At 40.4% G+C, this 25,768-nt stretch carries 28 protein-coding genes; 9 read left to right on the top strand and 19 right to left on the bottom strand.

Annotated elements, in window-relative coordinates:
• Positions 1–7: 7 nt before the first annotated feature.
• The 12 genes from NSQ52_RS06280 to ggt all read right to left on the bottom strand — a co-directional run bounded on the left by NSQ52_RS06280 (position 8) and on the right by ggt (position 11,678).
• Complete coding sequence (locus NSQ52_RS06280) at positions 8–988, bottom strand: alpha-ketoacid dehydrogenase subunit beta (protein ID WP_026050078.1); 981 nt, start codon at positions 986–988, stop codon at positions 8–10.
• 31 nt (positions 989–1,019) lie between these two features.
• Positions 1,020–2,003 (bottom strand): pyruvate dehydrogenase (acetyl-transferring) E1 component subunit alpha, encoded by a 984-nt coding sequence (gene pdhA, locus NSQ52_RS06275; RefSeq protein WP_048001645.1) that lies wholly within the window; start codon positions 2,001–2,003, stop codon positions 1,020–1,022.
• 180 nt (positions 2,004–2,183) lie between these two features.
• Complete coding sequence (locus NSQ52_RS06270; protein ID WP_017367078.1) at positions 2,184–3,215, bottom strand: alcohol dehydrogenase catalytic domain-containing protein; 1,032 nt, start codon at positions 3,213–3,215, stop codon at positions 2,184–2,186.
• The gene (locus NSQ52_RS06265) at positions 3,212–3,658 is read right to left on the bottom strand and encodes a hypothetical protein (protein ID WP_008346260.1); all 447 of its coding nucleotides are present in this window, start codon (positions 3,656–3,658) and stop codon (positions 3,212–3,214) included. Before NSQ52_RS06265 ends, NSQ52_RS06270 begins: the two co-directional genes overlap by 4 nt.
• A 62-nt stretch (positions 3,659–3,720) precedes the next feature.
• Positions 3,721–3,999, bottom strand: a complete 279-nt coding sequence (locus NSQ52_RS06260) for a PTS sugar transporter subunit IIB (protein WP_017367077.1) — start codon at positions 3,997–3,999, stop codon at positions 3,721–3,723.
• Positions 4,000–4,018: 19 nt separating this feature from the next.
• Positions 4,019–5,392 carry a PTS transporter subunit IIC gene (locus NSQ52_RS06255; RefSeq protein ID WP_007498866.1) on the bottom strand — a complete coding sequence of 458 codons (1,374 nt, stop codon included), beginning with the start codon at positions 5,390–5,392 and terminating at the stop codon, positions 4,019–4,021.
• A 50-nt stretch (positions 5,393–5,442) separates the two neighbouring features.
• Positions 5,443–5,910, bottom strand: a complete 468-nt coding sequence (locus NSQ52_RS06250) for a PTS sugar transporter subunit IIA (protein ID WP_008346265.1) — start codon at positions 5,908–5,910, stop codon at positions 5,443–5,445.
• A gap of 240 nt (positions 5,911–6,150) precedes the next feature.
• A complete protein-coding gene (gene cysA / locus NSQ52_RS06245) occupies positions 6,151–6,882 on the bottom strand; it encodes a sulfate ABC transporter ATP-binding protein (protein ID WP_061418762.1) in 732 nt (243 codons plus the stop codon).
• A gap of 15 nt (positions 6,883–6,897) precedes the next feature.
• Positions 6,898–7,767: a sulfate ABC transporter permease subunit CysW gene (gene cysW / locus NSQ52_RS06240; RefSeq protein WP_072367654.1), complete on the bottom strand. Its 870-nt coding sequence runs from the start codon at positions 7,765–7,767 to the stop codon at positions 6,898–6,900.
• Between the two features lie 5 nt (positions 7,768–7,772).
• Positions 7,773–8,618 carry a sulfate ABC transporter permease subunit CysT gene (gene cysT, locus NSQ52_RS06235; RefSeq protein WP_024719596.1) on the bottom strand — a complete coding sequence of 282 codons (846 nt, stop codon included), beginning with the start codon at positions 8,616–8,618 and terminating at the stop codon, positions 7,773–7,775.
• A gap of 11 nt (positions 8,619–8,629) precedes the next feature.
• The gene (locus NSQ52_RS06230; protein WP_045034931.1) at positions 8,630–9,661 is read right to left on the bottom strand and encodes a sulfate ABC transporter substrate-binding protein; all 1,032 of its coding nucleotides are present in this window, start codon (positions 9,659–9,661) and stop codon (positions 8,630–8,632) included.
• A gap of 262 nt (positions 9,662–9,923) precedes the next feature.
• Positions 9,924–11,678 carry a gamma-glutamyltransferase gene (gene ggt / locus NSQ52_RS06225; protein ID WP_072367653.1) on the bottom strand — a complete coding sequence of 585 codons (1,755 nt, stop codon included), beginning with the start codon at positions 11,676–11,678 and terminating at the stop codon, positions 9,924–9,926.
• A gap of 227 nt (positions 11,679–11,905) precedes the next feature.
• On the opposite strand from ggt, the gene NSQ52_RS06220 reads away from it, so the two are divergent.
• The 6 genes from NSQ52_RS06220 (at position 11,906) to NSQ52_RS06195 (ending at position 15,499) form a co-directional block, all read left to right on the top strand.
• Positions 11,906–12,364 carry an ASCH domain-containing protein gene (locus NSQ52_RS06220; protein WP_073414248.1) on the top strand — a complete coding sequence of 153 codons (459 nt, stop codon included), beginning with the start codon at positions 11,906–11,908 and terminating at the stop codon, positions 12,362–12,364.
• 206 nt (positions 12,365–12,570) lie between these two features.
• Positions 12,571–13,188: a DUF47 domain-containing protein gene (locus tag NSQ52_RS06215; RefSeq protein ID WP_017359157.1), complete on the top strand. Its 618-nt coding sequence runs from the start codon at positions 12,571–12,573 to the stop codon at positions 13,186–13,188.
• Positions 13,189–13,203: 15 nt separating this feature from the next.
• Positions 13,204–14,202, top strand: coding sequence for an inorganic phosphate transporter (locus NSQ52_RS06210; protein ID WP_017359158.1), 999 nt, complete (start codon positions 13,204–13,206; stop codon positions 14,200–14,202).
• A 147-nt stretch (positions 14,203–14,349) separates the two neighbouring features.
• Positions 14,350–15,120, top strand: a complete 771-nt coding sequence (locus NSQ52_RS06205; protein WP_019743468.1) for a type II toxin-antitoxin system SpoIISA family toxin — start codon at positions 14,350–14,352, stop codon at positions 15,118–15,120.
• On the top strand, positions 15,089–15,265 hold the full coding sequence (locus tag NSQ52_RS06200) for a type II toxin-antitoxin system SpoIISB family antitoxin (RefSeq protein WP_008346289.1): 177 nt from the start codon (positions 15,089–15,091) through the stop codon (positions 15,263–15,265). The genes NSQ52_RS06205 and NSQ52_RS06200 overlap by 32 nt, the downstream gene beginning before the upstream one ends.
• Positions 15,266–15,364: 99 nt before the next feature.
• Complete coding sequence (locus NSQ52_RS06195) at positions 15,365–15,499, top strand: hypothetical protein (RefSeq protein WP_017359600.1); 135 nt, start codon at positions 15,365–15,367, stop codon at positions 15,497–15,499.
• Here NSQ52_RS06195 and NSQ52_RS06190 read toward each other — a convergent pair.
• A complete protein-coding gene (locus tag NSQ52_RS06190; protein WP_017359601.1) occupies positions 15,485–16,384 on the bottom strand; it encodes an N-acetylmuramoyl-L-alanine amidase in 900 nt (299 codons plus the stop codon). The two genes, NSQ52_RS06195 and NSQ52_RS06190, sit on opposite strands and share 15 nt — an antisense overlap.
• A gap of 311 nt (positions 16,385–16,695) precedes the next feature.
• Between NSQ52_RS06190 and NSQ52_RS06185 the strand changes: the two genes are divergently transcribed.
• Entirely contained in the window at positions 16,696–17,280 is a 585-nt protein-coding gene (locus tag NSQ52_RS06185) for an ImmA/IrrE family metallo-endopeptidase (RefSeq protein ID WP_342474009.1), read from the top strand.
• Here NSQ52_RS06185 and NSQ52_RS06180 read toward each other — a convergent pair.
• Complete coding sequence (locus NSQ52_RS06180; protein WP_024719586.1) at positions 17,271–17,894, bottom strand: poly-gamma-glutamate hydrolase family protein; 624 nt, start codon at positions 17,892–17,894, stop codon at positions 17,271–17,273. The genes NSQ52_RS06185 and NSQ52_RS06180 overlap by 10 nt on opposite strands.
• A gap of 244 nt (positions 17,895–18,138) precedes the next feature.
• Between NSQ52_RS06180 and NSQ52_RS06175 the strand changes: the two genes are divergently transcribed.
• Entirely contained in the window at positions 18,139–18,510 is a 372-nt protein-coding gene (locus NSQ52_RS06175; RefSeq protein WP_017359605.1) for a DUF5412 domain-containing protein, read from the top strand.
• Between the two features lie 39 nt (positions 18,511–18,549).
• Here the strand turns inward: NSQ52_RS06175 and NSQ52_RS06170 are convergent, their stop codons facing one another.
• A complete protein-coding gene (locus NSQ52_RS06170; protein ID WP_019743472.1) occupies positions 18,550–19,374 on the bottom strand; it encodes a methyl-accepting chemotaxis protein in 825 nt (274 codons plus the stop codon).
• Between the two features lie 221 nt (positions 19,375–19,595).
• Between NSQ52_RS06170 and NSQ52_RS06165 the strand changes: the two genes are divergently transcribed.
• Complete coding sequence (locus NSQ52_RS06165; protein WP_342474008.1) at positions 19,596–21,065, top strand: FAD-dependent monooxygenase; 1,470 nt, start codon at positions 19,596–19,598, stop codon at positions 21,063–21,065.
• A gap of 27 nt (positions 21,066–21,092) precedes the next feature.
• Here NSQ52_RS06165 and hag (NSQ52_RS06160) read toward each other — a convergent pair whose 3' ends face one another.
• From hag (NSQ52_RS06160) to NSQ52_RS06145, 4 genes are all read right to left on the bottom strand, one after another.
• The gene (hag, locus tag NSQ52_RS06160) at positions 21,093–22,013 is read right to left on the bottom strand and encodes a flagellin Hag (RefSeq protein WP_041092274.1); all 921 of its coding nucleotides are present in this window, start codon (positions 22,011–22,013) and stop codon (positions 21,093–21,095) included.
• A 294-nt stretch (positions 22,014–22,307) separates the two neighbouring features.
• Positions 22,308–23,231, bottom strand: a complete 924-nt coding sequence (gene hag / locus NSQ52_RS06155; protein WP_342474007.1) for a flagellin Hag — start codon at positions 23,229–23,231, stop codon at positions 22,308–22,310.
• A gap of 225 nt (positions 23,232–23,456) precedes the next feature.
• Complete coding sequence (locus NSQ52_RS06150) at positions 23,457–24,929, bottom strand: kelch repeat-containing protein (protein ID WP_342474006.1); 1,473 nt, start codon at positions 24,927–24,929, stop codon at positions 23,457–23,459.
• A gap of 133 nt (positions 24,930–25,062) precedes the next feature.
• Positions 25,063–25,677: a TetR/AcrR family transcriptional regulator gene (locus tag NSQ52_RS06145; protein ID WP_285527806.1), complete on the bottom strand. Its 615-nt coding sequence runs from the start codon at positions 25,675–25,677 to the stop codon at positions 25,063–25,065.
• Positions 25,678–25,768: the final 91 nt, after the last annotated feature.

The following is a 25,768-nucleotide window of genomic DNA, read 5'->3' as shown; positions in this document are numbered from 1 at the left end:
CCTTTACTTAAGAGCGCACGAGCTCTTTTGCTGCTTCAATAATATCTGGCACTTGTGGAATGACTGCTTTTTCCAGCGTTGGGTTGTACGGTATTGGGACGGCAAGACCGCCAAGTCGTTTAATAGGTGCATCTAAATAGTCGAAGGCTTCACTTTCCGCTATCATACTGGCAATCTCTCCGCCGTAGCCGCCTCGTTTCACTGCCTCATGCACAACGATACATTTGCCTGTTTTTTTCACAGATTCAATAATGGTTTCTTCATCTAATGGGACGAGCGTTCTCGGATCAATGATCTCGACATCGATTCCTTCCGCTTCTAGTTCCTTCGCTGCTTCGAGCGCTTTGTGCACCATAATGGCTGTTGCAACAATTGTGACGTCCTTTCCGCTTCTCTTCACATCCGCTTTCCCTAAAGGAATCGAATACTGCTCTTCTGGTACTTCACCAATTGTTTTATATAAAAGCTTGTGTTCATAGAAAATGACAGGGTTGTCATCATCCATTGCTGCTTTTAAAAGTCCTTTTGCATCATAAGCTGTTGAAGGCTGAACCACCTTTAGTCCAGGAATATGAGCCATCCACGCTTCTAAGCTTTGGGAGTGCTGCGCTGCGGCACCTGTCCCGGAACCTGCTGGTGTTCTGACAACAAGCGGCACTTTCCCTTTTCCGCCAAACATGTAACGTGTTTTCGCTGCTTGGTTTACAAGCTGATCCATTGCAATTGTAATAAAGTCAGAGAATTGTAGTTCTAAAATCGGACGCATCCCTGTCAAAGCCGCTCCGACTGCCCCCCCTGCGATGGCAGCCTCTGAAATCGGCGTATTGCGGACGCGTTCTGGACCGAATTCCTCGATCATCCCGCGCGTGACACCAAATGCGCCACCGTATACGCCGATATCTTCACCTAAAATGAAGACATCTTGATTTTTTCTCATTTCCTGACTCATTGCTTCTCGAACGGCTTCTAAATATGAAATCTCTCTCACTGTCGTGTTTGTCACGTGATTCCCCTCCTAATTAGGCGTATACATCCTCTAATAGTGTGTCAATTGATGGTTCTTTACTATTTTTCGCAAATTCAACAGATGCCTCGATCTCTTGCTTCGCTTCTTCTTGTAAACGAGCAGCCTGCTCTTCTGTCAGAACATCTAGCTCCATTAAGAGTGACTTAAAGCGTTTAATTCCGTCTTTTTGTCTCCATTCTGTCTCTTCTTCACGTGTACGGTATTTTTTCGCATCACTCTTTGAGTGACCCTTCCAGCGATACGTTTTCATTTCAATGAGTGATGGCCCTTCTCCAGCTCTTGCACGGCTGACCGCTTCATCTACTGTATTCATAATCTCAACCATGTCATTTCCATCAATCGATTTTCCTGGGATTCCATAGCTTTCTGCTCTTGTTGAAATGTCTTCAATGTTGATCATTTCTTTCACAGGACCAGACATGCCGTATTGGTTGTTTTCACAAATAAACACAACAGGTAAATCCCAAATGGAAGCAAGATTCAGCGCTTCATGGAAGCTGCCTTCATTTGTGGCGCCGTCTCCGAAGAAACAAAGGACCACAAAGCCTTCCTTTTTCATCTTGGACGTGAGCGCCGCACCTGTTGCAAGCGGAATACCGCCGCCAACAATTCCATTTGCCCCAAGGTTTCCTTTTTCTAAGTCGGCAATATGCATGGAGCCGCCTTTTCCTTTGCAGTAACCCGTTTCACGTCCGAACAGTTCAGCCATCATTTTATTGACCTCTGCACCTTTTGCAATACAGTGACCATGTCCGCGGTGTGTACTGACAATCTTATCTTCATCCTTTAACACAGCAATAGATCCAACAGCAGATGCTTCCTGTCCAACACATAAATGGGTCGTTCCATGGATTAATCCTTTAGCAAAGAATTGATCGACCTTTTCATCAAAATATCTTACTAACCACATTTGTTTATATAAATCTGCTAATTTCTCATGACTAATCTGTTCAGGCAAAGTGATTTGTTTTTGCATTTCTTCTCTCCCCTTTACATTTGTTCTTATGTGTTACATTTGTAATTATCATACGTTTAACTCTCATTGAAGTCAAGCATTTCCGTTTATTTTTTAAGCGTTTTCATCTTTTTTCAGAAAAAAAGAGAAAGGCAAAGCCCTTTTCCAAAGACCTTCTCTTTCTCTCCATCTCGTACATTCTCATTCATCTGGATACATCATGATTTTGACGCTTTCACCTTCTGGATGCCTAGCGCATTCTATCGCCTGACGAAGCTGACTTAATGGATATCGATGCGTCACCATTTTTTCTGTATGAACGACTTTCGCTTTTAAGAGCTCTAGCGCTTCACGATAATGATAGGGATGCGAGGAATAAGCTCCGACTACTTTCACTTCATCATGGAAAAAACGTTCTGCTGGAATGGAGACATCCCCTTTCGGAAAGTGAGCAAAGACCAAAATCGTTCCGCCTCTTGCGACAGCTTGAAATGCTTCTTTTAAAAGCGCACTGCTCCCCACAGAAATAATGACAAGGTCCGCTCCCTTTCCATCTGTTTCTTTCATGACGCGGTTTTCTACTGGCTCAGATGCTGGATGAAAAGCGACGTCCGCCCCAAGATTTCTTGCTTGAAGGAGCCTGTTCTCATTTACGTCTGTGATCATCACTTTTCCAGCCAAATAATATTTGGCAAGCTGTAATTGAATGCAGCCAATTTGCCCCGCTCCAAGAATCAAGACCGAATCTCCAGGATGAACGGGCGCCCTTTCAAAGCCGTGAAGACAGCAGGCAACCGGTTCGACCATCGCTCCTTGTTCATATGAGACGTCATGTGGGAGCTTGCCCATTGTATGCTTAACATGTAAAGCAGGAACACGAATATATTCCGAAAAACCGCCCGGCTCTACATTTGTGGCTGCAAATTGCGGGCACATTGTATAAAATCCTCTTTGACAAAAGTCACATGTAAAACAAGGGACATGATGCGCTACATACACCCTGTCTCCCGTTTGAACATGTGTAACGTGACGGCCTGTTTCGATAATGTCACCAGCGATTTCATGCCCTAGCACTGTGCCAGGAGGTACCGTCTCATGTGTCGCTTTATAAATATCCGTCCCGCATAACCCGCAGGCACGCATTTTTAATAATACTTCGTCGTCACCAATGGCTGGCCGCTTCCGCTCCTCGTAACGAATGTCCTCTGAAGAATAAAAGACAGCTGATTTCATTTAGCCGCATCCTCCTTTTCATCACATGTCGCAAGACTCTGCAAGGATTGAACGAGCTGCTTGTACTCACTCATCTCACTTGAAATCCAGTAGCGTCCGCCAAATATTCGCGCAGGTCCCACTCTGACATATACTTTCCCGATATGAGGATATGGTTTTAAAAACAATTTTCCTTTAATATCGGACACGGCATATGTGTGCCACCTGCCAAAAGCACCTATTTTCAGCTCATCTTCACTAATCATGATATTCGTTGGCTGATTCAGGCCAGTGATGCTAGAAAGCATAAGGATAGGCAGCGTATAGACACCTAACACAGCTAATGGCTCAGGTCCTGCCGACATCAACGTATAAAGAGACCAGAGAAAAAACACACATATTAACAAGGCCGGAAGGAAAATAGAAAACATGGCAGACGTTCGGCTATAAGCATGCTGCTGCATGAGAGCTCCTCCTTTCAAATGACATGGAAGGAGCTTTCGCAGCTCCTCCACGCGATCATCGTTCACTTAATATGATCGATAATTTTTTCAATATCATCTTCAATGCCAAATCCCGTTAAAAAAGATAACGTTTGAATCACAGGCGTTCCTTTTGTATCACTAACAGGCGTTGTCGTCACAATTAAATCAGCACCCTCCGCTTTCTGCGGAACCTCAGATGCCTTACATTGTTCAACGATGACATCGTATCCTTTTTCCTTTAATGTCTCTTCTACCTTTTTTGCCACAACTGTTGACGTAGCAACTGCCGTTCCGCAAGATACTAATATTTTTTTTGCCATGAGAATCCCTCCAGCTCGTTTATTGATCTTTCTGATCTAAGCCCATTTCTTTTGCATACTGCTTTTTAATATCATTTCGCACCCAGTACCAAAGAAGCGCATATGCCAGTGCACAGACAATCGCTGCAATGAAGTAAGGATTGCTCGGATCAAGAAGTCTCACCATGATCCAAGGAATGACGTGTGAACCAAGATCGATACCAGAGATCATATTTGCCCCTTCTGGGAAGTCGAAACCAACTGCTTTCCCCATTGTTGTGGCGAGTGGTGCAAGGTTCGTTGCAATGAAGAAGACAATCATTAAGGTAAAAATACTGTTAATGAGGCCGCGAATAATATTCCCACGAGCGGCTGCTACTGCCCATACTACTGTAAATGGCAGAACCGATAAGTCTGCAAACGGCAGCATACCATTGTAAGGAAGAACGACAGCGAGCAAAATGGTGATTGGCACCATCAAAAGGGCTACAGCCATATTCGCTGGATGACCAATGACAATCGCTGTATCCAAACCAATATAGACATTTTTTCCAGGGAAACGCTTTTGAATATAAGAACGAGCACCCTCAGAGATTGGAATAAGTCCTTCCATTAATAAAGCAACCATTCTTGGCATTAACACAAGCACTGCAGCCATTTGAATTCCAAGGGTCATGACACCTTTTGCATCATAGCCCCCAAGAAGACCAATAATGATACCAAGTATAAGACCCATCACAAGCGGTTCACCAAAGATGCCAAAACGTTTTTTCAAAGTTTCTGGATCCGCATGAATTTTGTTTAGACCAGGGATTTTATCAATCACGCGGTTTGACGCATACATGAGCGGAGCGAAGTTGACCGTTTCAGCATGAGCCATCGATACGCCTTTTAATCCGAAATGGTGTTCAATCGTCGGTGCCGTCCAATCGGCGAGTTTTAGTGTAATCGCAGAAACGATTAAACCAACGGCAAGAGCTAAGAACATATTATGATAAGCGTAGTAAGTAACAGAAGCAGCGAAAATCAAATGCCAGAAATTCCAAATATCCACATTCAATGTTTTCGTAAAGTTAACAGACAGCAAAATGACATTTAACAAGAGCACAAGAGGAATCATCAAAGGGGCAACAGGTGTACCAAATGAAATGGCGGCTCCAATCGGCCAACCGACATCTAAAATATCAAGCTTTAATCCAAGGGAATTGACCATGGCTTTGGCTGCTGGTCCAAGACCGCTTACAAGTAAATTAATGACAAGATTGACCCCGACAAATCCAATTCCGATGGTAATACCTGCACGGAAGGATTTTTTAAATCCTTGCCTTAAAATCATACCGAATAACGTCATAATAATTGGGAGCATAATTGTTGGCCCTAAGTCTAAGATGAAATCGACGGCTTGCTTGATCATACATCCACCTCCTGATTTTAAATAAAGCGCTTACATTATGTCTTGAATAACTATTGGTTTAATTCTTTTTGAAGTACATCAACGGCTTCTTCATACGATGTCATGTGAGATAAACTTGTCATTACTTCTTCTTTTCTGAAAAGCGTCATCAGTTTCTCTAACATCACGAGCTGCTTACTAGGTTCAGAGATTGCCAGAACGAACACAATTTTGGCTTGAACTGTCTCATGAGGGCTTCCCATCTTATGAAAAATAACAGGTTCCTTTAATGTCGCTACACTGATCGCCGGTTTGTTTACATGTTCAGGATCTGTATGGGGAATGGCTACCCCAAAGGTCGCAAGAGGAAGACCGGTCGGATATGTTTTTTCTCTTTCAAGCACTGCTGGTAAAAAGCTCGATTTAATATACCCTCCAGTTTCTAACCTTTCTGCTAAATAGGCAGTCACCTCCTCACTTGAAGATGCTTCGTATTGCAGCTCAATCAGCTGTTGATCTAACTCAAACAAGCTGTTCAAACAACCACCCCTTTCATTTGGTATAAATATGAACACATGTAACAAATAGAATGAACATTTTAAAATAAAACCTTTTGTAAAGCGCTTACAAACAGGTGTGTTATAAAATGTTCAATACTGTTACCTTTGTAAAGATATTATAATATTCGAAATTATAAGTCAATGTTCCTAGGAAAATTTTTATAAAAAAAGATGCAGCTTTTTGCCGCATCTCTTTCATTACATCACATCAATTTCTTGTTAAATATGGCTTCCTATATCTAAAAACTCAGATACAAAAAGGTTGTCTGTCTGCTCTGTCATTTCTTTTTTTGTGCCGATTTTTTCGATTCTGCCCTCATTCATCACCACAACACGATCAGCGATATCAAACGCTTCTTCTTGATCATGCGTCACAAAGATGGTCGTCATTTGAAATTCTTGATGAACTTTTTTCAGCCAATGTCTTAAGTCTTTTCTCACCTTTGAATCTAGTGCACCAAAAGGTTCATCTAAGAGAAGAGCTTTCGGTTTAACGGCTAGAGCACGTGCAAGTGCTACACGCTGCTTTTGTCCACCTGACAGCTGCTCTGGATAACGATGTTCATACTGCGTTAATTGAACGACTTTCAGCAGCTCATGCACGCGCTCTTTGATGTCTTTTTTAGGCAACCTTTCTCCTCTAGGTTTCATCTTCAATCCATAAGCCACATTATCAAATACCGTCATATTTCGAAAAAGCGCATATTGCTGAAAGACAAAACCAATTTGCCGTTTTCGCACTGGAATATAAGTATAATCCTGTTCTCCAAATAAGATTTGCCCTGTATTCGCATCATCAAGCCCTGCAATAATTCTTAATAAAGTCGTCTTACCTGACCCAGACGGTCCAAGTAAGGAAATCAATTCCCCATTTCCGATCGTCAAATCCACGTTTTGCAAAACCTTCGTCTGCCCAAATTGCTTTGATATTTGTTTCACTGTAATCCCCAAGGCTGATCCCTCCATTTATTTTGAACGCTTGCCAAGCCTATGATCCATCTGCTGAATGATCTGCTTGATGATTAATGTAATGACCGCCACAAATGCCATGAGAGAGGCCACGGCAAAAGCCGCTTGGAATTGATACTCGTTGTATAGAATTTCTATATGAAGCGGCATCGTATTCGTCATTCCGCGGATATGACCGGATACAACCGACACTGCACCAAATTCACCAATTGCCCTAGCCCCTGCTAAAATGGCGCCGTAAAAAAGGGCCCATTTTATATTTGGAAGTGTCACAAGGAAAAAGGTCTTCCACCCACTGGCACCAAGCGTAAGCGATGCTTCTTCCTCATGAATGCCTTCATTTTGCATAAACGGAATTAACTCTCTCGCAACAAAAGGAAATGTCACAAAGATGGTCGCAAGAATCATCCCCGGTACAGAGTAAATCACTTTCCATCCATTTGCTAAAAGCCACGGTCCTAAAAGTCCATTTGAACCAAATAAAAGTACAAATACAAGTCCTGCAATGACAGGTGACACCGCAAACGGAAGATCAATGACAGTCGTTAACAAACGTTTTCCCGGGAAATGAAATTTTGTGATGAGCCAAGCAGCACTGACCCCAAAAATCATTTGAAGCGGCAATGTGATCATCACAATGAAAACAGTCAATTTAATTGCCGCAAGCGTGTCTGGATGTGAGATGGCAAGAAGATAAGAACTCCATCCTTTCTCAAAAGCCTTTGAAAACACAGCAATCAACGGCATGAGTAAAAACAAAATCAAAAAAGCATACACCACACCAATCAACATACTCTTCACCGCTTTTGATTCCGTCACAGGACTCCTGTACTTGATGCGGTGCTCTTTAATAAGCTCCCTTTCCAATCATCTCACCTCACTTCCACTTGTTTTTTCCGCTCGACAAACCACTGCAATCCGTGAATCAATAACAAAATGACGAATGATAAGAGCAGCATGAAACAGGCAATGGCTGCGGCACCTTGATAATCATACTGCTCAAGCTTAGACATGATCATCAGTGGTGTAATCTCTGTTTTAAACGGAATATTTCCCGCTATAAACACAACGGAGCCATATTCACCGAGTGCTCTTGCAAATGCAAGAGAAAATCCAGTCAGCACCGCTGGAAACAAGGCAGGCAGCAGTACATGAAAAAAGGTCTGTTTTCTTGTAGCACCAAGTATAGCTGCGGCCTCTTCCACTTCCTGCTCAAGCCCCTCAATGACCGGTTGAACCGTTCTTATGACAAATGGAACGCCAATAAAAATCAGTGCCAAAATAATACCGAGCGGGGTGTATGCCACCTTCACATGCAAAAATTGCCCAATCCACCCATTCGGAGAATATAGAGTCGTCAAAGCGATGCCAGCCACTGCCGTTGGAAGAGCAAACGGCAAATCGATGAGGGCATCCAGGATGTTCTTTCCTGGAAACGAGTACCGCGTGAGAACCCATGCGATCAGTACACCGAAACCTGCATTGATGAGTGCAGCTGCAAAAGAAGTCGTAACCGTAAGCTGCAGCGACTTTAGCACCCGCGCATCACTAAAGACATTCCAAATTCCTTCTGCTCCTAATGAAGCCGTCCAAATAAATACCATAGATAAAGGAATCACGACAATCGCACTGACATAAACAAGTGTCACTCCGAGACTCAGCCCGAATCCAGGCAATACACGTTTTCTTTTATTGGCGGCAGCATAGCCTTTCTTCATCACGTCGCCCCCTATTTTTGTCCGCTATATATTTGATCAAATAATCCGCCATCATCAAAAAATCTTTTCTGCGCCTTTCGCCATCCGCCAAATGCCTGATCAATGGTCACCATATCAATCTCTTTAAATTGATCTTTATATTTGTTTAGCACTTCTTGATTTCTTGGGCGATAATAGTTTTTAGCCGCAATTTCCTGTCCTTTTTTAGAATACAAATAATCTAAATAAGCCTTTGCCACTTTCTCTGTTCCTTTTCGTTTCACATTTTGGTCGACAACAGCAACGGGCGGCTCTGCTAAAATACTAATGGAGGGACTGACAATCTCAAATTTGTCTTTGCCTAATTCATGCAGTGTTAAATAGGCTTCATTTTCCCAAGCAATTAACACGTCACCAAGACCGCGCTCGACAAAAGTTGTTGTGGCGCCACGAGCACCTGAATCGAGCACCTCGACATGCTCATATAACTTTTTCACAAAATCCTTCGTTTTTTCTTCATCCCCATGAAAGGTTTTATCTGCATATGCCCATGCGGCTAAATAATTCCATCTTGCACCGCCTGACGTTTTTGGATTTGGTGTGATGATAGATACACCCGGCTGAATCAAGTCATCCCAGTCTTTAATTTTTTTGGGGTTTCCTTTCTTCACAAGAAACACAATAGTAGACGTATAAGGTGTGGACTGATTCGGAAATTCTTTTTGCCAATCCTTTGAAAGTAGCCCTCGATCTGCAATGGCATCAATGTCGTACCCAAGAGCAAGTGTAGCCACGTCTGCTTCGAGTCCATCAATAATCGATCTCCCCTGCTTACCTGACCCTCCATGAGACTGCTGTATTGTCACATCCTCACCGGTTTTGTCTTTCCAATAAGTCTGAAAGGCTTGATTGTATTCCTGATACAATTCACGTGTAGGATCGTATGACACATTCAACAGCTCAACCTTTCCCTTTTGATTTGAGGCTTCATTCGCATTTGAGCATGCAGCACTTGTGATGATGAAAAGTGTCATCGCAATAGAAATCCATATCCATTTTTTCATGTTATCCGCTCCCTTTCACATTGAATAGTGACACCAACCTTGCCGTTTTCAGTTCTATACGCAAAAAAGGCCCTCAGCGATTGAAGTACAAAAAAGTCCTGTACGTCAATGCCAAGAGCCTTCGGTTGTCCGATCAGCTATGTATGATTGATGTTAGTCTATATATTATTCAAACTATTCACAGGTGTCAACTGTGTTTTTATTTTAATGAAAACTAAAAAGAAACGCCTTCTTGATGAGGCGCTTCTTTTCCCGGGAAATGCTATTGATCTGCAGCTACCTTTAGATTGACACCTACAGCAGTTCCATTTCTCGTTGAATCAGCTACTCCAGTAAATGTCCCTGCTTTTCGATCAATCAGTAAAGCTTGCACATTCCCTATATCAATAGGGGAACTGCCAAACTGGTGACCCATATCATTTAACTTTGTTCTTACATCTAGAGGGACACCTACTTCATAACGATACGAAGTTAAGCTGTTTGTGTAGATTCTTGGCTCTTCTACGGCATCTTGAAGCTCCATGTCATATTCAAGTAAATTGAGAATCGTCTGTGAAACAGAAGCAATGATCGTCGTTCCACCAGGAGACCCAACAGTCATGACAGGCTCTCCATCTTTAAAAATGATCGTCGGAGTCATACTTGATAACGGACGTTTATTGGGCTGGACTTCATTTGCCCCGCCAGGTCTTGCATCAAAATCAGTCAGTTCATTATTTAAGAAAAATCCATACTCTGGAACAAGTATCCCTGTACCAAATAATTGTTCAATGGTTGTTGTAAATGACACAACATTTCCCCACTGATCTGCAACAGTAAAATGGGTCGTCTCACCAATGGTTTTATCTTCTGGCTGAGGAACAATTGGGGATGGATTTTTCTCATCCTCATATGCCCAAGGATCTCCTTCTTTCGGGCTGCGATTCATTTGATCTAATTGAATGAGAGAGGCTCTTTCTGAAATGTAATCATCGTCTAGTAGTCCTTTTAGTGGAACATCTACGAATTCGGGGTCGCCGGCATATGCGGCTCTGTCAGCATAGGAGAGGTGCATTGTTTCAGCAAGCAGCTGATATTTTTCGAATGATTTGGGGTCATACTGAGACAGGTTAAAATGGTCAAGTATTTTGAGAATTTGTAGCATAAACACCCCGCCTGAGCTTGGTGGAGGCATGCTTGCAAGCTGATATCCTTTATAGTCTCCCCAGATTGGCTTGTCAGTCTTGACTTCATAACGTTTGATATCTTTTGAAGTCATCGTCCCGCCAAAATCTTGAACTGTATTTGCAAGTGCCTTTGCTACTTTTCCTTCATAAAACGCTTTGCTTCCTTTTTTCGCAATGAGTTTAAATGTTTTTGCAAGACCTGGTTGGACAAGCAGATCTCCTTCTTCGAGCGGCTGATCATTTGGAAGAAAAATTGGCGCTGCGGCCGTTTTTTTCAATTTTCCTTGGTGATCATCAATCGCATTTGCCAAGACAGAATCAATTTCAAAACCATCTTCTGCAAGTTGAATGGAGGGCTCAATCAATTCCTTCATAGAACGAGTACCCCACTTATCTAATGCAGCTTCAAGACCTTTTACAGTCCCTGGAACACCTACCGCATTTCCATGTGTAGATCGCTCAGAGAACGGAATCACTTTCCCATCATCTGTTAAAAACATGTCAGGTGTTGCGCCCTGTGGTGCTCGCTCTCTGCTATTGATGATGGAAGTTTCCTTTGTCTTCCCATCATAAACCATCATAAATCCGCCGCCGCCAATTCCAGACATCATTGGCTCTGTTACGTTAAGTGCGTACTGAATGGCAACAGCAGCATCCACTGCGTTCCCACCTTTTTTCAATACGTCAGCACCAATCTCCGATGCAAGCGGATGTGCAGTAGCCACCATACCATCTTTGCCAACAGCTACTTTATTCCCATGAGTTTCGTTTGCAGTGACTTGGCTGACCGGCAGGAAAAACGAGAAAACAAACAGACATATGGACAAAACAGTTAGAGAAATGCGTTTCATGAACAACACCCCTTCCATATTCTTACTTTGACCTTACCGACTTCTTGACCAGAATACAATAGATTATTCTAAAATTTCAAAATTTTTCATTCTATCATCCTATATCTGCCAAACAAAACGCATGTTTTCAAAACATATGACATGCACATCTTGTAGTAATAAAGACATACGTTTTCCAAGTTTGAAACTTCACGATATAATAAACTCATAACAAAGGGGGAAAAAGAATGAACCACAAAAGCACTTTATTTTGGGAATCTTATTGGGAAGAAAAATCAGAAAAAACTCCTGATCACGCCTCTGTTTCTGCTTGGGCATTTGGCGCAAATCCAGATCACTTGCTTGACCTTGTACAACAAGGAAAAAAAACAGCCACTTGTTCTGGATACCTTTTTTACGAAAAAGAACAAGAGCCTCTTCCAAAACCCGGTCAATATGCGGTCATTTTGGACAGCCAAGAGGAACCAAAAGCCATCATAGAGATCACACAAGTAGATATCATGCCAATGAATGAAGTTCCTGAATCATTTGCAAAAGCAGAAGGTGAAGGCGATCTTTCATATGACTATTGGTACAAAGAACATGAAGAATTTTTCACAGAAGCCCTTAAGCCGTACGGATTAACATTTAAGGAAGATATGCTTCTTGTTTGTGAGCGATTTAAGCTTGTTTATTCAGCTTCTTAACTTTTAAGCGGTGCCAAAAATGGTCCGCTTTTTTGCTTTCTTTTCCCCTTTCTGAAAAAGGTGAGTTGAGATCACATCTTTAGGTCAGAATAAGATCAAATAGAAAAAGTGAAGAAATTTTCGACTACACCTGTTTTTTTTCGACAAAAGAATATATAATTATTTGATGTGTGCATTGTCTCATTTATACAATGGAGGGTTTTTACATGTTAAAAAGGAAAAAAGACAAGTTTTCCGTCTTGTTAACGGAAATTGCTAAAAATTTAGATGAAACTGCTGAGTATTTTGTTAGCTATAAAGTAACAAATCAAACCACTCTGAAAGAATTTTCTGACACATTGAAGGAATATGAGACAAAAGGTGATAATCATGTTCATACCATGATTAAAGAGCTGAACAAAGCCTTTATTACACCGATTGAACGTGAAGACATTCTTCAATTGACGAATAGCCTCGACGATGTTTTAGACGGCATTGAGCATTTTTCAGCAACTTTAGAAATTTATTCAATTACAAGCTCTGACGAACATATCGACAAATTCAGCCACTACATCAGAGAATGTGCGAAAGAAATTTTAACGACTATTGAATTACTGGCTGATAATCGCTTGAAAGATATTCATCCGCACGCAATCAAAATTAAAGAGATTGAGCATAATTGTGACAATCTTCACCGCAAATCACTAAAGAACTTGTTTGGAAAAGAAACAGATCCAATTAAGGTCATTCAATACAAAGAAATTTACGAAACACTTGAAGAAATCGCAGATTCCTGTCAAAGTGTTGCCAACAATCTAGAAACAATCATTATGAAGAATGCGTAACGGGGTTAGTTAAACATGGATACTTTACTCATCCTTACCATACTTATTGTCATTTGTGCACTTGCTTTTGATTTCATTAACGGATTCCACGATACAGCAAATGCCATTGCTACTTCTGTTTCAACAAAGGCGTTAAAGCCAAGACATGCTATTATTATGGCAGCGTTTATGAACTTCTTAGGAGCAATGACATTTACAGGTGTGGCAAAGTCCATTACAAAAGACATCGCAGATCCTTTTACACTTCAAAACGGATCTGTCGTCATTTTGGCTGCTTTAATTGCAGCCATTACTTGGAACTTGCTTACTTGGTATTACGGGATTCCGAGTAGTTCTTCACACGCACTGATCGGGTCAATTGCAGGAGCTGTTATTGCCTCTGCTGGTTTTGGCGCTTTAAACTATTCAGGATTCATTAAAATCATTCAAGCACTATTGCTTTCACCTATCCTGGCTTTTGTTTTGGGATATATCGTGTATACCATTATCAAAATTATATTCCGAAACAACAATCTCGCAAAAACAAATAAACAATTCCGACGTGTTCAAATTTTAACGGCTGCACTGCAATCGTATACCCACGGAACAAACGATGCGCAAAAAGCGATGGGAATTATTACGATGGCTTTAATTGCAGGTAATTTGCATACAACAGACGACATTCCTTTCTGGGTACAATTCTCTTGTGCGCTTGCAATGGGACTAGGTACGTCTATTGGCGGCTGGAAGATTATTAAAACAGTCGGCGGTAAAATCATGAAGATTCGTCCAGTAAACGGAGTATCTGCAGACTTAACGGGTGCAGCTATTATCTTCGGTGCAACATTTATTCACTTACCGGTTAGTACCACTCACGTGATCTCATCTTCTATTCTAGGTGTAGGATCTGCACATAGAGTAAAAGGAGTCAACTGGGGTACGGCAAAACGTATGCTTGTCACTTGGGTGATCACATTACCGATTTCGGGAACTCTAGGGGCACTTATATACTTTGTGTTAAATGCGATTCTTTAATATCAAAGACCTGTCTAACAGGTCTTTTTTATTTGTTTGCATCCTCAAAATGCTCTTTTCCTGCGAGCCATTTTTTCATGAAGCAGGGTTTCCAATCATATCCATAGAAATAAAGTAAGTATCCATCTGTCTATGGGAGAGAAGAACATGCTATTATTTTTTCAATTGACTGTTTGGTTATTGCTAGGTGCTCTTGCTGTATATGTATTTGCGGTATGGCGCTTTGAACAAAAAGTAAAAGAAAAGATGTTTGCGATTCGTAAAACGTGGTATTGGATTTATGTAGCGGGTGCTGTTGTGTACTGGACAAATGACCCTGCTTCAATCTTCACCGATTGGATGCACTACCTGATTATTGCTGTTTTTTTCGCATTAACTGATGCCTTTATTTTCCTCAGCTCCTATATAAAAAAACTCGGAAATCATGAACTTGAAACCGACACCCATCAACTCCTAGAACAAAATAACGACCTGCTTCATTCTTACCTCAATAAACTAAAAACGTACCAATACCTATTGAAAAATGAACCGATCCATGTATATTATGGAAGTATAGAAGCTTATATAGAGGGAATTGAACGACTGATCTATTCTTTTGCAGAAAAAATGAATATTCAAGCAGTTCTTTGTCCTTATGATACGCAGGAGCAAAAAGATGACTTGCTGCGGACACTTGATCAGAGAGCGCTCATTCAAGCAAAGCTTGACAGGCAGGAAGTGTATTACGATGATTTCGGCAAATTGGTTCTCATCCCGTTTTCAGTAGCGGATGCACACTTTGTGATTAAGCTGACCTCTGAGGATATTGTCACTGAATTCGACTATTTATTAATGACTTCACTTACAACGATTTATGACCTAATCTTGCCTGACGAAGAGGAAGGTGATGAAGATGGAACACGCACTTCAAGGGGATAATAACAATCGCAAGAAAAACCCATTTAAGATTTTAAAGAAAAAGCGCCATATTAGTATGGCTGATTACAAAGTAAGTCCCCATACGGAGCGTATTTTCAAAAAGAATGAACAGCTCCTAGATGAGTATAAAAATAAAAAAGCTTGATTACACTAAAGGACGCGGAACTTCATCCGCGTCCTACTTCCGTTTTCACATCTACTTGCATACAATAAAACCAACTGCTGCAACGATTGAGGTGCCAATATGAAAAAGAAACTTAAACAATTGAGGTATGTTCAGTTTGCTGAATTTAAGCCATCCCCTTATGTCTGCCGATTACACGAAAAAAGTGTAGCCGTCATTCAAGCGGCCAAAAAGAAAGACTCACTGATTCAATAGTTGAAGCAACTTCACTTTTGTTTTAGGACCGTATACTCCATCACTCGTTAGACCATTCATCAGTTGAAATCGCGCGACGGCATTGGCTGTTTTTTCCCCATAAACGCCATCAATGCCCTTATCTACAGCTGTTTTGTCAGGATAAAAATACACAGCAGCAAGCGCTTTTTGGACGAGACGTACATGCTCCCCCTTTGTCAGAGGTGATGTCACCTTTAACACCCCATCTGGCAGTTCATAACTGAGCTTTTCTTCTGCATGATAAATCTTGAGAACTTGTCCAACTCGAATCATGTTCGGGTCACTAATCTGATTCCATGTCTGTAAATCACTCACTGTGACACCATGGGCTTTGGCAATACTCGTTAGCGTATCCCCGCTTTTCACCACATATGTGATAACCGTTTCCGGATCACCTGCAGTCTCAATTCCTCTTTTAAATTCATCCCATGTAGCTAGCAGCAGACGTGGACATGTTTTTCCTGACCAATGCTGATGCGTCACCACATTTGCTAATGGAATGCCATGTTCTTTTAAAAGCTTTTGAATAAGCCACTGGGCATGTTTGACAGCTTGTTGAAAGTTTCCATCCTCATTTTCACAAATTTCAATGCCAATCGATTTTCGGTTGCCATCTCCATGTCCATCCCCAGCATGCCATCCATTTTCATTTAAAGGGAGATGCTGAAAAATTTCCTTGTCATCCACTGTAAAGTGCCAGCTTACCTCTGTTGTTGAGCGTTTGACATATGCCGCGTGACTTTTTGCGTCAGCTCCCTTAGATGTATTGGCTGTGTTATGCACAGTTACATAAAGCGGCGTCATAGCATATCCTGGCCGATTTCCGTTTCCAACTGGAATAAAATCTTGATAAATTTGTACCATGTTTTGCACTCCTTTTTGTTAAATTGATGTTTGATCTTGCTCATCAATCGGTGGCAAACGTAAGACAAATTTGTTTGTTTTCGTCATAAGACTATGGTAAAATTTGAATTCAATCGCCGTTTTATCTTTGTAAAATATAAAAAAATAGAATAAAAAACAGGAAAAACTTCCAATTTTCTTTGATTTTATGTTAAAATTGTTAAAAACAAGCCGATATAAAAAGTAAGCGATAGCTTTATTAGCCATTTAGTCCTATATGGACTTTTCTTTTACGGCAAAAATAGAACATACGTTTGTATGGAGGTTTTGACATGACTTATTTTTTAACCCATTTAGAAGAAGATATTAAACGGTTATACACTCAACTGCAAATAAGCGGTCCTGCCTATGTAGACATGCATAGGATCGCCGCTGAATTTCATGTATGGGTACACTACGAGGATACTGGCAGCATGATGATCAAACATCAAGGTCTTTACAGTATTATTTTAAACAGAGCCTTATCGTCAGAAGAACAGTGGCAGGATTTCGCCCACGAGCTTTGTCATGTGCTGAAGCATACAGGCAACCACTTTAACATGCACAAGCTCTTTCGAGAACTGCAAGAGTTTCAAGCAAAACAATTCATGTATCACTTTTGTGTTCCGACTTTTATGCTGCTGCAAATGACGCTCCCAAACCTTAGGCAGCAAGCCATTTTGCATATTGCTCAAACATTTCATGTCACTCGGGATTTTGCTGAAAAACGGCTTGCTCTATTTGAACAGCGAAGAGCCGGCATTCAATTTCAAAAAGAATTCACTTCTTATTTAATGAGAGCCAGCAAGGTCGCAGAAAATGAAGCTAAATATCAAACAAAAGCGTCAACACACGTGACGTCAGAAGTTTATTCATAAAGGCTTAACACTTGTTTCAGTACATTTGTGTATTGATAAAATTGTTCGGTTTGTGTATCACGCCTACGGCTCCGCCTAAAGTCTTGAAAGAAAGCTCTTCTCTGAGCTTGGCTAATTTCAATTTGAACACTTTTTCCTGTGAGGCATTGATTATTAATATTTTGAGGATGTGTTCCAGCAAATTGATCCGATTCAGATAAAAGTAAGGCATGGAAGCCATTTTGTGTGAGATACTTCACTGTTTCAGCAGCTTTTTCCCTGTCGGTACCGCCAACTAAAGTTTGTAGGACGTCTGTTTCTCCATAGCCGTGGAGTGCAAACGTATAATGATGTGTATGCACTTGAGAAAGACAAATCGGCTCATCAAAACGTGTGCTCGTAATATGAAGAACATGATTGCCTTTCACTTTAAGGCCCTCGAATAAATACATAGAATAATCGGTTGCTACTTCATGGACCAGCTCGCTCACACCAGATTCAATTCCTCCCGCATGAGGTGACAGGACGAGAAGCTGATCCCCTTTCCGCTGATGAAGAATCTGATAGTCGATCCCTTTTCTTTCATGAGCGGAAAGCTCTTCATAATTTTGATACGTATCTATGATTTGATTCATTCCATCTGCCCCATTTCTCTATATGAGCATAAGTCTACTGATCGCAAATTCTTTTGTAAAGTGTTTTCGAATAACCAGTGTGATCTGAATGCATCCTTAAATTTTCCTTATCTTTACGGGCTAACTGTTGAATGTTGAGAAAAAATGACCGATAATTGAAATGAATAGAACTTTTGGACTATATGAATCTTTTTGTATTCTCTCTCATATATTAGAATATTGCGATCTACACCTGGAGGAATTCATGTTTAAAAAGAAAACCACCATCATCCTTGCCATCTTATGTCTTAGCTTCGCCGGAATTATTTACTGGAAATGCTTCTCTCTTCAAGGCGTGTCTCACGGGACATTCATCCGCTCGATATCATCACCTGATGGAACCTATACCATTAACACATATCGACATAGCGGAGGAAAGCTAAAAGAGAATGCGGTCAGAGCAGAAATTGAAAACAAACTCACCCATCACAAAAAAACAATCTACTGGAAGTACCCTGATAAAGATCCTCTGATCAAATGGGAAAATGCACAGCTCGTTCAAATTGGACATGAGTTTTTAAATGTGGTCAAAGGTGAAACATACGATTATCGCTTTGATCAGAAAAATAGAAAATAACGAGCCAGCAAAAAAACGAACCCTTTTTGGATTCGTTTTTTACGTTGACATCACCTTTTGCATAAATTCTTTCATTTCTTTGCTAACCGTCGTCAACCTATCTACAATTTCACTAAACTCCGTCACTAATAAAGCTTGTTCTGAAGATGACCCTTTCATATGGCCCATACTCTCGAGTAATGTATGTATATTAGAGGAAATCCCTTGCAATGAGCTTTCTATGTTTTCTGTTGCACGTGAGGTTTCGCTTGATAGCTTTTGAACCTCGCTCGCTACCACACTAAAACCCGCTCCCTCTTTCCCTGCCCTGGCTGCTTCAATTGAAGCATTCAATCCTAGCAAACTCGTTTGTTTAGAGATACCTTTGATCATTTTTGTAATATCTGAAGTTTTTTTCGAGCTTTCAAGTGTTTGCTGTGTTTGGAATGTCATTTCCTCACTTGTCGCAGAGAGCTCTTCTGAATGAGCCGCCACCACATGTACTTTTTCTTGAATACTTTGAATGATGTCGTTCAATGACTCCATATACGCCTCAAGTTCTATTTGATTTTTAAGTGGAAAACCTAAAGCGATTGCACCAATGACTTGTTGATTTTCATCGAAAATCGGCAATCCCATTGCATTTAAAGGCGTCCCATACACCGATTCAGGTACAAATGTACTTGATGTTTCGCCTCTAAGCGCATTTTTCATATTCTGATCATCTGGTTTAATGGGATCTCCTGTCCGTATTTGAAAATCCACATCTTTTGATGGCAAATACAGCAAGAATTTTTCTCGATCAATGACCCCCATCGTCACTTCATCTTTTAAAATCTTCATCATATAAGGTGCTGCGGTTACAATACTCTGTAGTATATCCATTTTCTCTACCCCCTTAATGTATTTATCGGTCATTCCTCTTAAATTTGATCATTATTTTTTAAAAATAATGATCATGATTGAAGTTTTTTTCATATTTACGAGTAAAAAGTATGCCAATTCCTTTCTATATTCAAAAAAACGAGAATTTGCTATACTTAGAAAATCAACATATGATGAAATGGTCATGTAACCATTTGATATATTCACTGGAGGCGCATGTTGTGACACAACCCATGAAGTATGAGCGGGCGATCGTCATCGGAGGCGGAATAACGGGAATGCTCGCTGCAAAGGTTTTATCAAGTTTTTACCTTGAAGTATTGATCATTGAAAAGGACGAATTGCCAGACGCTCCTGAAAATCGTCTTGGCACACCTCAAGCTTTTCATCCACATAGAATGCTGCCACTAGGCAAACAAATAGTGGAACGTCTATTTCCTGGTTATACAAAAGAATTACTCGAAATGGGCGGGTACAACACATGGCATCAGACATCTCGATTTATGACAAAAGATGGCGAGTTAGTACTCACCGATACTGAAGAAACAGCTGTCACACGACGTGCCATGCTAGAGTGGGTGCTGATGCAAAGAATGTTACGTGAGGATCGTGTTCAATTTTTAGAAAAACATGAAGCGATCGCTCTTCTTTTTGAAGAAGAAACGACTAAAGTGAGTGGATTACAGGTCAAAGATCGGAGAATAAAGCCTGGAATCATCAACAAAATGAGTGCGGACTTAGTCATTGATACGTCTGGAAGAATGTCTAAATTGCCAAAATGGCTGAAAAGCGCAGGACGAACCTTGCCGCAGACAGATGAGCTAATCGTCTCTCTTGGCTATAGCACGAGATACTACCAAATACCATCTGAGGCACCAAACCTAGAACCAATGGTCATCGTTGGACAGCCAAATAAAAAAATTCCAACAGGACTGTTTGAACGAGTAGATCATGATTTAGCAGCGGTTCTTCTCTCTGCAGCTGGCGGCTCTCATTATCCAACAACGGACGCTGATCAGTTTGATGTAGAGACCGCTAGGCTGACCAATCCCTCGATAGCAGAAGCCATCACTCATTTAATTCCCTATACGAAACCAAAAGGATTTAGAGTTCCGGCTTGTGTCAGAAACCACTATGAACAAATGGAAGATTGGCCAAGCGGCTTATTGGTCATGGGTGATGCCTTATGCACATTAGATCCAATACATGGTCAGGGAATGACAAAGGCAGCTCTTGAGGCACAGACACTTGAGCGTATGCTCAAACAAGCACAAGAAGATGAGCTTATTTCTTTTGAACGGCATACCTTACAACAAATGCAGCACGCCAATGAGCTTGGCTGGTGGCTTTGTGCAATTGCGGATATGGCTTGGGAAGGCGTCGAATTAAAAGGAACCCCCATTCCCCATCTGACATTTGTACAAGAATTTTTCAATTATTATGTACAATATGCCGTTCAAACAAAACAACCTAAATGCCTTGAGGCGTATCATCGTATGCATTCATTCTTAATAGAACCGAGAAAAATCATCAACCTAGAGCAGCTGCAAGACATGATTCAAGCTGACTCCACTGGTGAGGTCCGCAACTGGTGGCATAGGTGGGATCAAAAAAATGATGAATTAAATCGAGCTTTCTTCTATGAAGCTGTTCCAGATTTTCAATTACATCTGTTGCTAAAATCAACATAAAAAAAGCCCCTCAAAGGGGGCTTTTAATTAACGTAATAATTGAAGTACGTTTTGTGGCTGTTGGTTCGCTTGTGCAAGCATTGCTTGAGAAGCTTGAGAAAGAATGTTGTTCTTTGTGAACTCACTCATTTCTTTCGCCATATCAACGTCACGAATACGAGACTCAGCAGCTGTTAAGTTTTCAGCAGAAGCGCTAAGGTTGTTGATTGTGTGCTCTAGACGGTTTTGGACTGCACCAAGCTTAGATCGCTGAGCAGACACTTGCTTAATAGCTGTTTCAATAATACCAAGTTGCGCATCAAATCCAGCAGCTTCCTCGCCATCTTCACCACTTGCACTAATAAATTTTGTCACATCGATTCCAGCAACAGAACCGGCTCCATCTTCACCTTCAGCCGTCCCATCTGTACCTAAAACTGAAGCACCCATGTTTTCAATGTTAAGTGTAATTTGTTGTGTTGCGTTTGCACCGATTTGGAATACAAGGCTTTGTGCCTCACCACCGTCATCAGCACCCTTAGACGAATAAGTTCCATCTAATAATTTCTTCCCGTTAAACTCTGTACGAGTAGAAATACTTGTAATCTCATCTTGCAAGTTTGAAATTTCATCTTGAATGGATGCCAAATCCTCTTCCTGCTGTGTACCTGTGTTCCCAGCTTGAACAACAAGCTCACGAATACGTTGAAGTATCGCATGAGATTCAGTCAATGCGCCTTCAGCCGTTTGAATAAGAGAGATACCATCTTGAGAGTTTTTAGTAGCCATTTCTAGACCACGGATTTGACTTCTCATTTTTTCAGAGATCGCAAGACCTGCTGCGTCATCCCCTGCGCGATTAATGCGAAGACCAGAAGAAAGTTTCTCCATGTTCTTTTGGCTTGAACCGTTGTTAGTAGAAAGACGATTCAATGTGTTAAGTGCTGCGATATTGTGGTTAATTCTCATATTAAATGACCTCCATGTGTTTGAACCAATTAGACATCCATGTCTAAAAGTTCTAAATTAGAATTTTTCTGTAAGCCTTACAATCCATTTATCGAACTTTAATGGAATATGTTTAACAAAAAAGGAATAAATAAGGGAAAAGTCTCATTCAATATGATCGTTTCGCTAGAGTATGCCAAATTTAAAGGTCGTTTTTCATGATTTAACAGAGGGATTAAAGAATCACAAGTGAAAAGAAGGAGAAAAAGCGAAGAAAAAAGAGCATAAAAAAAAGCCCCATTAAGGGGCCTTTCATTAACGTAGTAATTGAAGTACGTTTTGTGGCTGTTGGTTCGCTTGTGCAAGCATTGCTTGAGAAGCTTGAGAAAGAATGTTGTTCTTAGTGAACTCACTCATTTCTTTCGCCATGTCAACGTCACGGATACGAGACTCAGCAGCTGTTAAGTTTTCACCAGAAGCACCAAGGTTGTTGATTGTGTGCTCTAGACGGTTTTGAACTGCACCAAGTTTAGAACGTTGAGTTGAAACTTGTTTGATTGCTCCATCAACAATTCCTAATTGTGCATCAAAACCAACATCAGCTACATCAGCTGCGTTTGCTGCAAATTTTGTGACATCAAGATTTGATACAGCTTGGTTCGCTACTAAATCACCAGTACCTGGATCAACTGCACCAAGTTTGTCAGCAGACATTGCTTCAATGTTAACTGATAACTGTTGCGCGCCATTAGCACCGATTTGGAAAGTTAATGATTTTGGATCAGCACCACTTGCGCTAAAAGTACCGTCAAGTAATTTTTTACCGTTGAACTCTGTACGATCAGAGATACCATTTTTATCTGCACCATTTCCGATTTCTTCAACAAGCGCCTTGATCTCATCTTGAATTGCACCAAGGTCTGTATCGTCTTGTGTACCAGTGTTTCCAGCTTGAACAACAAGCTCACGTACACGTTGAAGGATTGAGTGAGTTTCAGTCAATGCACCTTCAGCGATTTGGATAAGAGAGATACCGTCTTGTGCGTTTTTAGTAGCCATTTCTAATCCGCGGATTTGTCCACGCATTTTTTCAGAGATTGCAAGACCTGCTGCGTCATCTCCTGCACGGTTGATTTTAAGACCAGAAGAAAGTTTCTCCATGTTCTTTTGGCTCGCACCGTTGTTTGCAGACAAACGGTTTAATGTGTTAAGTGCTGCGATATTGTGGTTAATTCTCATTTCCTATTACCTCCATGTATGTGGGACCTGACAGACGTCCTTGTCTGAAAAAAGTCCTTTATTCTAGGGCTTATCAACCCTGACAATTCTATTATCGGACGTGGTTATGGGATGTTTAGCAGATTTTTAAAAAAATATCTTATTTTTTTATGATGTTCATCCTAATTTTAACAATAATGCAAAATATAAAAAGCTGCTAATCTATTATCAGCAGCTTTCATTTTATCAATATTGCTTGATATCAAACATTAAGATATTTTGGTACACCACGTAATCCTTCTTACTTGTGAAAGGCCCTTTATTGTGTTCATCATTGATCTCATAAAAGTTCATTCCGATACCAAAGCTTCTTTCTTTATACCAATTAAGAAAATCGTTGATTTCTTTCATTGAGAGCAGATAATCCTTTTGTAACCCATTGATCATGGTAATGGAAAGTATACCTTTTACAGTTTCTTCTCCTGGTTTTGTTCCATCTTGGTCTTTCGGCTCTTCTGTTGTGCCATCACCTGGCTGTGTCCCGTCCTGATCTTTCGGTTCTTCTGTTGTATCATCACCTGGCTGTGTCCCGTCCTGATCTTTCGGTTCTTCTGTTGTATCATCACCTGGCTGTGTCCCATCTTGATCCTTTGGGTCTTCTGCTATCCCATCATCCGGCTTTGTTTCGTCCTCAGTCACTTGTAAGTCTTTTAATGAAATAGAAATCACGGATCTGTAATCACTTTTCACAGAAAGATGTCTCATAGATTCTGAATAGTTACGTCCACCAATGACATACAATTGGTCATCAACAATTGCTGCGACAGCTGATACTCTACCTTCTGGTAAATCATATGCTGAATTTTTAAATTGGCCATCTTTTGGATTGAAAATCTGAACTTTGTTTACCATATTTTTTGAACTATCACCATATAATTGCCCACCAATAATAAAGAACTTGCCGTTGTAAGTTTCATAGGAGGGTTCATATGTATAAGATGTTAACTGAACATCAATTAATCTCTTCCAAGTATCTGTTGAAATATCATACTGAAACAAATACTTTTCTCTACTATGCCCTATCGAATTTTCGCCACCTGCAACATATATATTTCCGTCAATTGCAGAAATTGCTCTCCCATTCCGAGATGGCAAACCCGATGAGTTCAAGCTCTTCCATTCACCAGAGACTGTATTGTATTCATAGACATTATTCTTATATGAGTTTTTTGAAGATACAATATATATCTTCTCTTTCACTGCAACTGCTTGTAAAGTTCCTTTACTATAAGCTGAAAAAACCGGCTCTCTTGGAATTCGAATCGGCTCTTCAGCCCACTGATCAAGTTCTGCATCATAAATATCTATAGTGTTATAAGCTACTTCTGTCTCTTCATTAATTCCACCTATTAGATAGATTTTTTTACCTACAGTAGCGTAAGTACCGCCTGTTCTATTTCTTGGCATACTGGCTTTCTCTTCCCAAACATCTTTTTTTGGATCATACATAAATGTTTGGTTATTCAACTTATTTTTTTCACTTGCTCCACCAAATACATAAATCTTCCCATCAACGACTCCCACACCAGCATTAATACGTTCTTCTGGTAAATCAGCTCGTTTCGTCCATCCAATTGAATTTTCTGCATTTGCTTTAAATGGACTAAGAGTACTCATTAATAGGAGTACCGTGATAAATAATAAAAACCTTTTTTTCATTTTCTATTCCTCCAACTCGTTATGTTCCCTCCTTTTATCGTTCTATTTTTTACAAAGTTTACAATTTAAAGAAGTTTTAAATAAAACTTTATATACATTCAAAATGTTGTGCGCTAGAGATGCAACCTAAGCATTACCTTTTCATAATCACTTCTTCATTTTTCAACTGAATCATGAGTGAGGATTGAATATATAATAAATTGATAATGCGGCGTGCCATTTCTGAAGGAGATGCATTGTAGTCATTTCTGATCCATTCAATGATAAAACCAAAGATGCCGTATGAACGATACTGGACAAAATAACTGTCGTTGATTTCTGCATACTGATCACTCACAAACGACATTCTATTTTGGAAAATATATTGTATTTTTTTAAGCAATTTTTCTTGTATTTGGGGAATTCGGTCTTCCATCACTAATAAATCATAATAGTCGCGATTTTCAACGATATATTGAAATACATCGGTGCCCTCTGGTTTCATGCGAGTTAAATCCAACAGTGGATTTTCACGAGTCGGCTTACAAAATTCATATTCGAAATCTACCATTTCCCGGTGAATAACATCTGCTGCTAATTCATCTTTACTTTCATAATGCACATAAAACGTCGTCCGATTATAGTTTGCCTTTTCCACAATATCCTTCACTTTTACGTGCGAATATCCTTTTTCTTTTACTAGTATTTTGAATGTTTGACGAAGTGTTTCTTTTGTTCGCTCAACACGGCGATCCTCTTTTTTGATCATGGGCCCCTCCTTTAGACACTTTTTAATAAATGTTGATTAGATATACATAAATTTATTTGTGTTGAAAACCTATACAAAAAAGATTTTTTGC

Source organism: Bacillus sp. FSL W8-1141 (assembly GCF_038593205.1).
Lineage (GTDB): Bacteria > Bacillota > Bacilli > Bacillales > Bacillaceae > Bacillus > Bacillus altitudinis.
Note: the sequence above shows the minus strand (reverse complement) of the source record. Positions and strands in the feature narration are given on the sequence as shown.

Bases quoted from the DNA above. Each gene is read 5' to 3' on its own strand.
- NSQ52_RS06170 (WP_019743472.1), bottom strand. From the start codon at position 19,374: ATGGATATACTACAGAGTATTGTAACCGCAGCACCTTATATGATGAAG.
- NSQ52_RS06145 (WP_285527806.1), bottom strand. From the start codon at position 25,677: ATGATCAAAAAAGAGGATCGCCGTGTTGAGCGAACAAAAGAAACACTT.
- NSQ52_RS06270 (WP_017367078.1), bottom strand. From the start codon at position 3,215: ATGAAATCAGCTGTCTTTTATTCTTCAGAGGACATTCGTTACGAGGAG.
- NSQ52_RS06260 (WP_017367077.1), bottom strand. From the start codon at position 3,999: ATGGCAAAAAAAATATTAGTATCTTGCGGAACGGCAGTTGCTACGTCA.
- NSQ52_RS06175 (WP_017359605.1), top strand. From the start codon at position 18,139: ATGTTTAAAAAGAAAACCACCATCATCCTTGCCATCTTATGTCTTAGC.
- NSQ52_RS06190 (WP_017359601.1), bottom strand. From the start codon at position 16,384: ATGGTACAAATTTATCAAGATTTTATTCCAGTTGGAAACGGAAATCGG.
- NSQ52_RS06265 (WP_008346260.1), bottom strand. From the start codon at position 3,658: ATGCAGCAGCATGCTTATAGCCGAACGTCTGCCATGTTTTCTATTTTC.
- NSQ52_RS06220 (WP_073414248.1), top strand. From the start codon at position 11,906: ATGAACCACAAAAGCACTTTATTTTGGGAATCTTATTGGGAAGAAAAA.
- NSQ52_RS06255 (WP_007498866.1), bottom strand. From the start codon at position 5,392: ATGATCAAGCAAGCCGTCGATTTCATCTTAGACTTAGGGCCAACAATT.
- NSQ52_RS06180 (WP_024719586.1), bottom strand. From the start codon at position 17,894: ATGAATCAAATCATAGATACGTATCAAAATTATGAAGAGCTTTCCGCT.
- NSQ52_RS06150 (WP_342474006.1), bottom strand. From the start codon at position 24,929: ATGAAAAAAAGGTTTTTATTATTTATCACGGTACTCCTATTAATGAGT.
- NSQ52_RS06230 (WP_045034931.1), bottom strand. From the start codon at position 9,661: ATGAAAAAATGGATATGGATTTCTATTGCGATGACACTTTTCATCATC.
- NSQ52_RS06210 (WP_017359158.1), top strand. From the start codon at position 13,204: ATGGATACTTTACTCATCCTTACCATACTTATTGTCATTTGTGCACTT.
- NSQ52_RS06195 (WP_017359600.1), top strand. From the start codon at position 15,365: ATGAAAAAGAAACTTAAACAATTGAGGTATGTTCAGTTTGCTGAATTT.
- hag (WP_041092274.1), bottom strand. From the start codon at position 22,013: ATGAGAATTAACCACAATATCGCAGCACTTAACACATTGAATCGTCTT.
- NSQ52_RS06185 (WP_342474009.1), top strand. From the start codon at position 16,696: ATGACTTATTTTTTAACCCATTTAGAAGAAGATATTAAACGGTTATAC.
- hag (WP_342474007.1), bottom strand. From the start codon at position 23,231: ATGAGAATTAACCACAATATCGCAGCACTTAACACATTAAACCGTTTG.
- pdhA (WP_048001645.1), bottom strand. From the start codon at position 2,003: ATGCAAAAACAAATCACTTTGCCTGAACAGATTAGTCATGAGAAATTA.
- cysT (WP_024719596.1), bottom strand. From the start codon at position 8,618: ATGAAGAAAGGCTATGCTGCCGCCAATAAAAGAAAACGTGTATTGCCT.
- NSQ52_RS06205 (WP_019743468.1), top strand. From the start codon at position 14,350: ATGCTATTATTTTTTCAATTGACTGTTTGGTTATTGCTAGGTGCTCTT.
- ggt (WP_072367653.1), bottom strand. From the start codon at position 11,678: ATGAAACGCATTTCTCTAACTGTTTTGTCCATATGTCTGTTTGTTTTC.
- NSQ52_RS06200 (WP_008346289.1), top strand. From the start codon at position 15,089: ATGAAGATGGAACACGCACTTCAAGGGGATAATAACAATCGCAAGAAA.
- NSQ52_RS06215 (WP_017359157.1), top strand. From the start codon at position 12,571: ATGTTAAAAAGGAAAAAAGACAAGTTTTCCGTCTTGTTAACGGAAATT.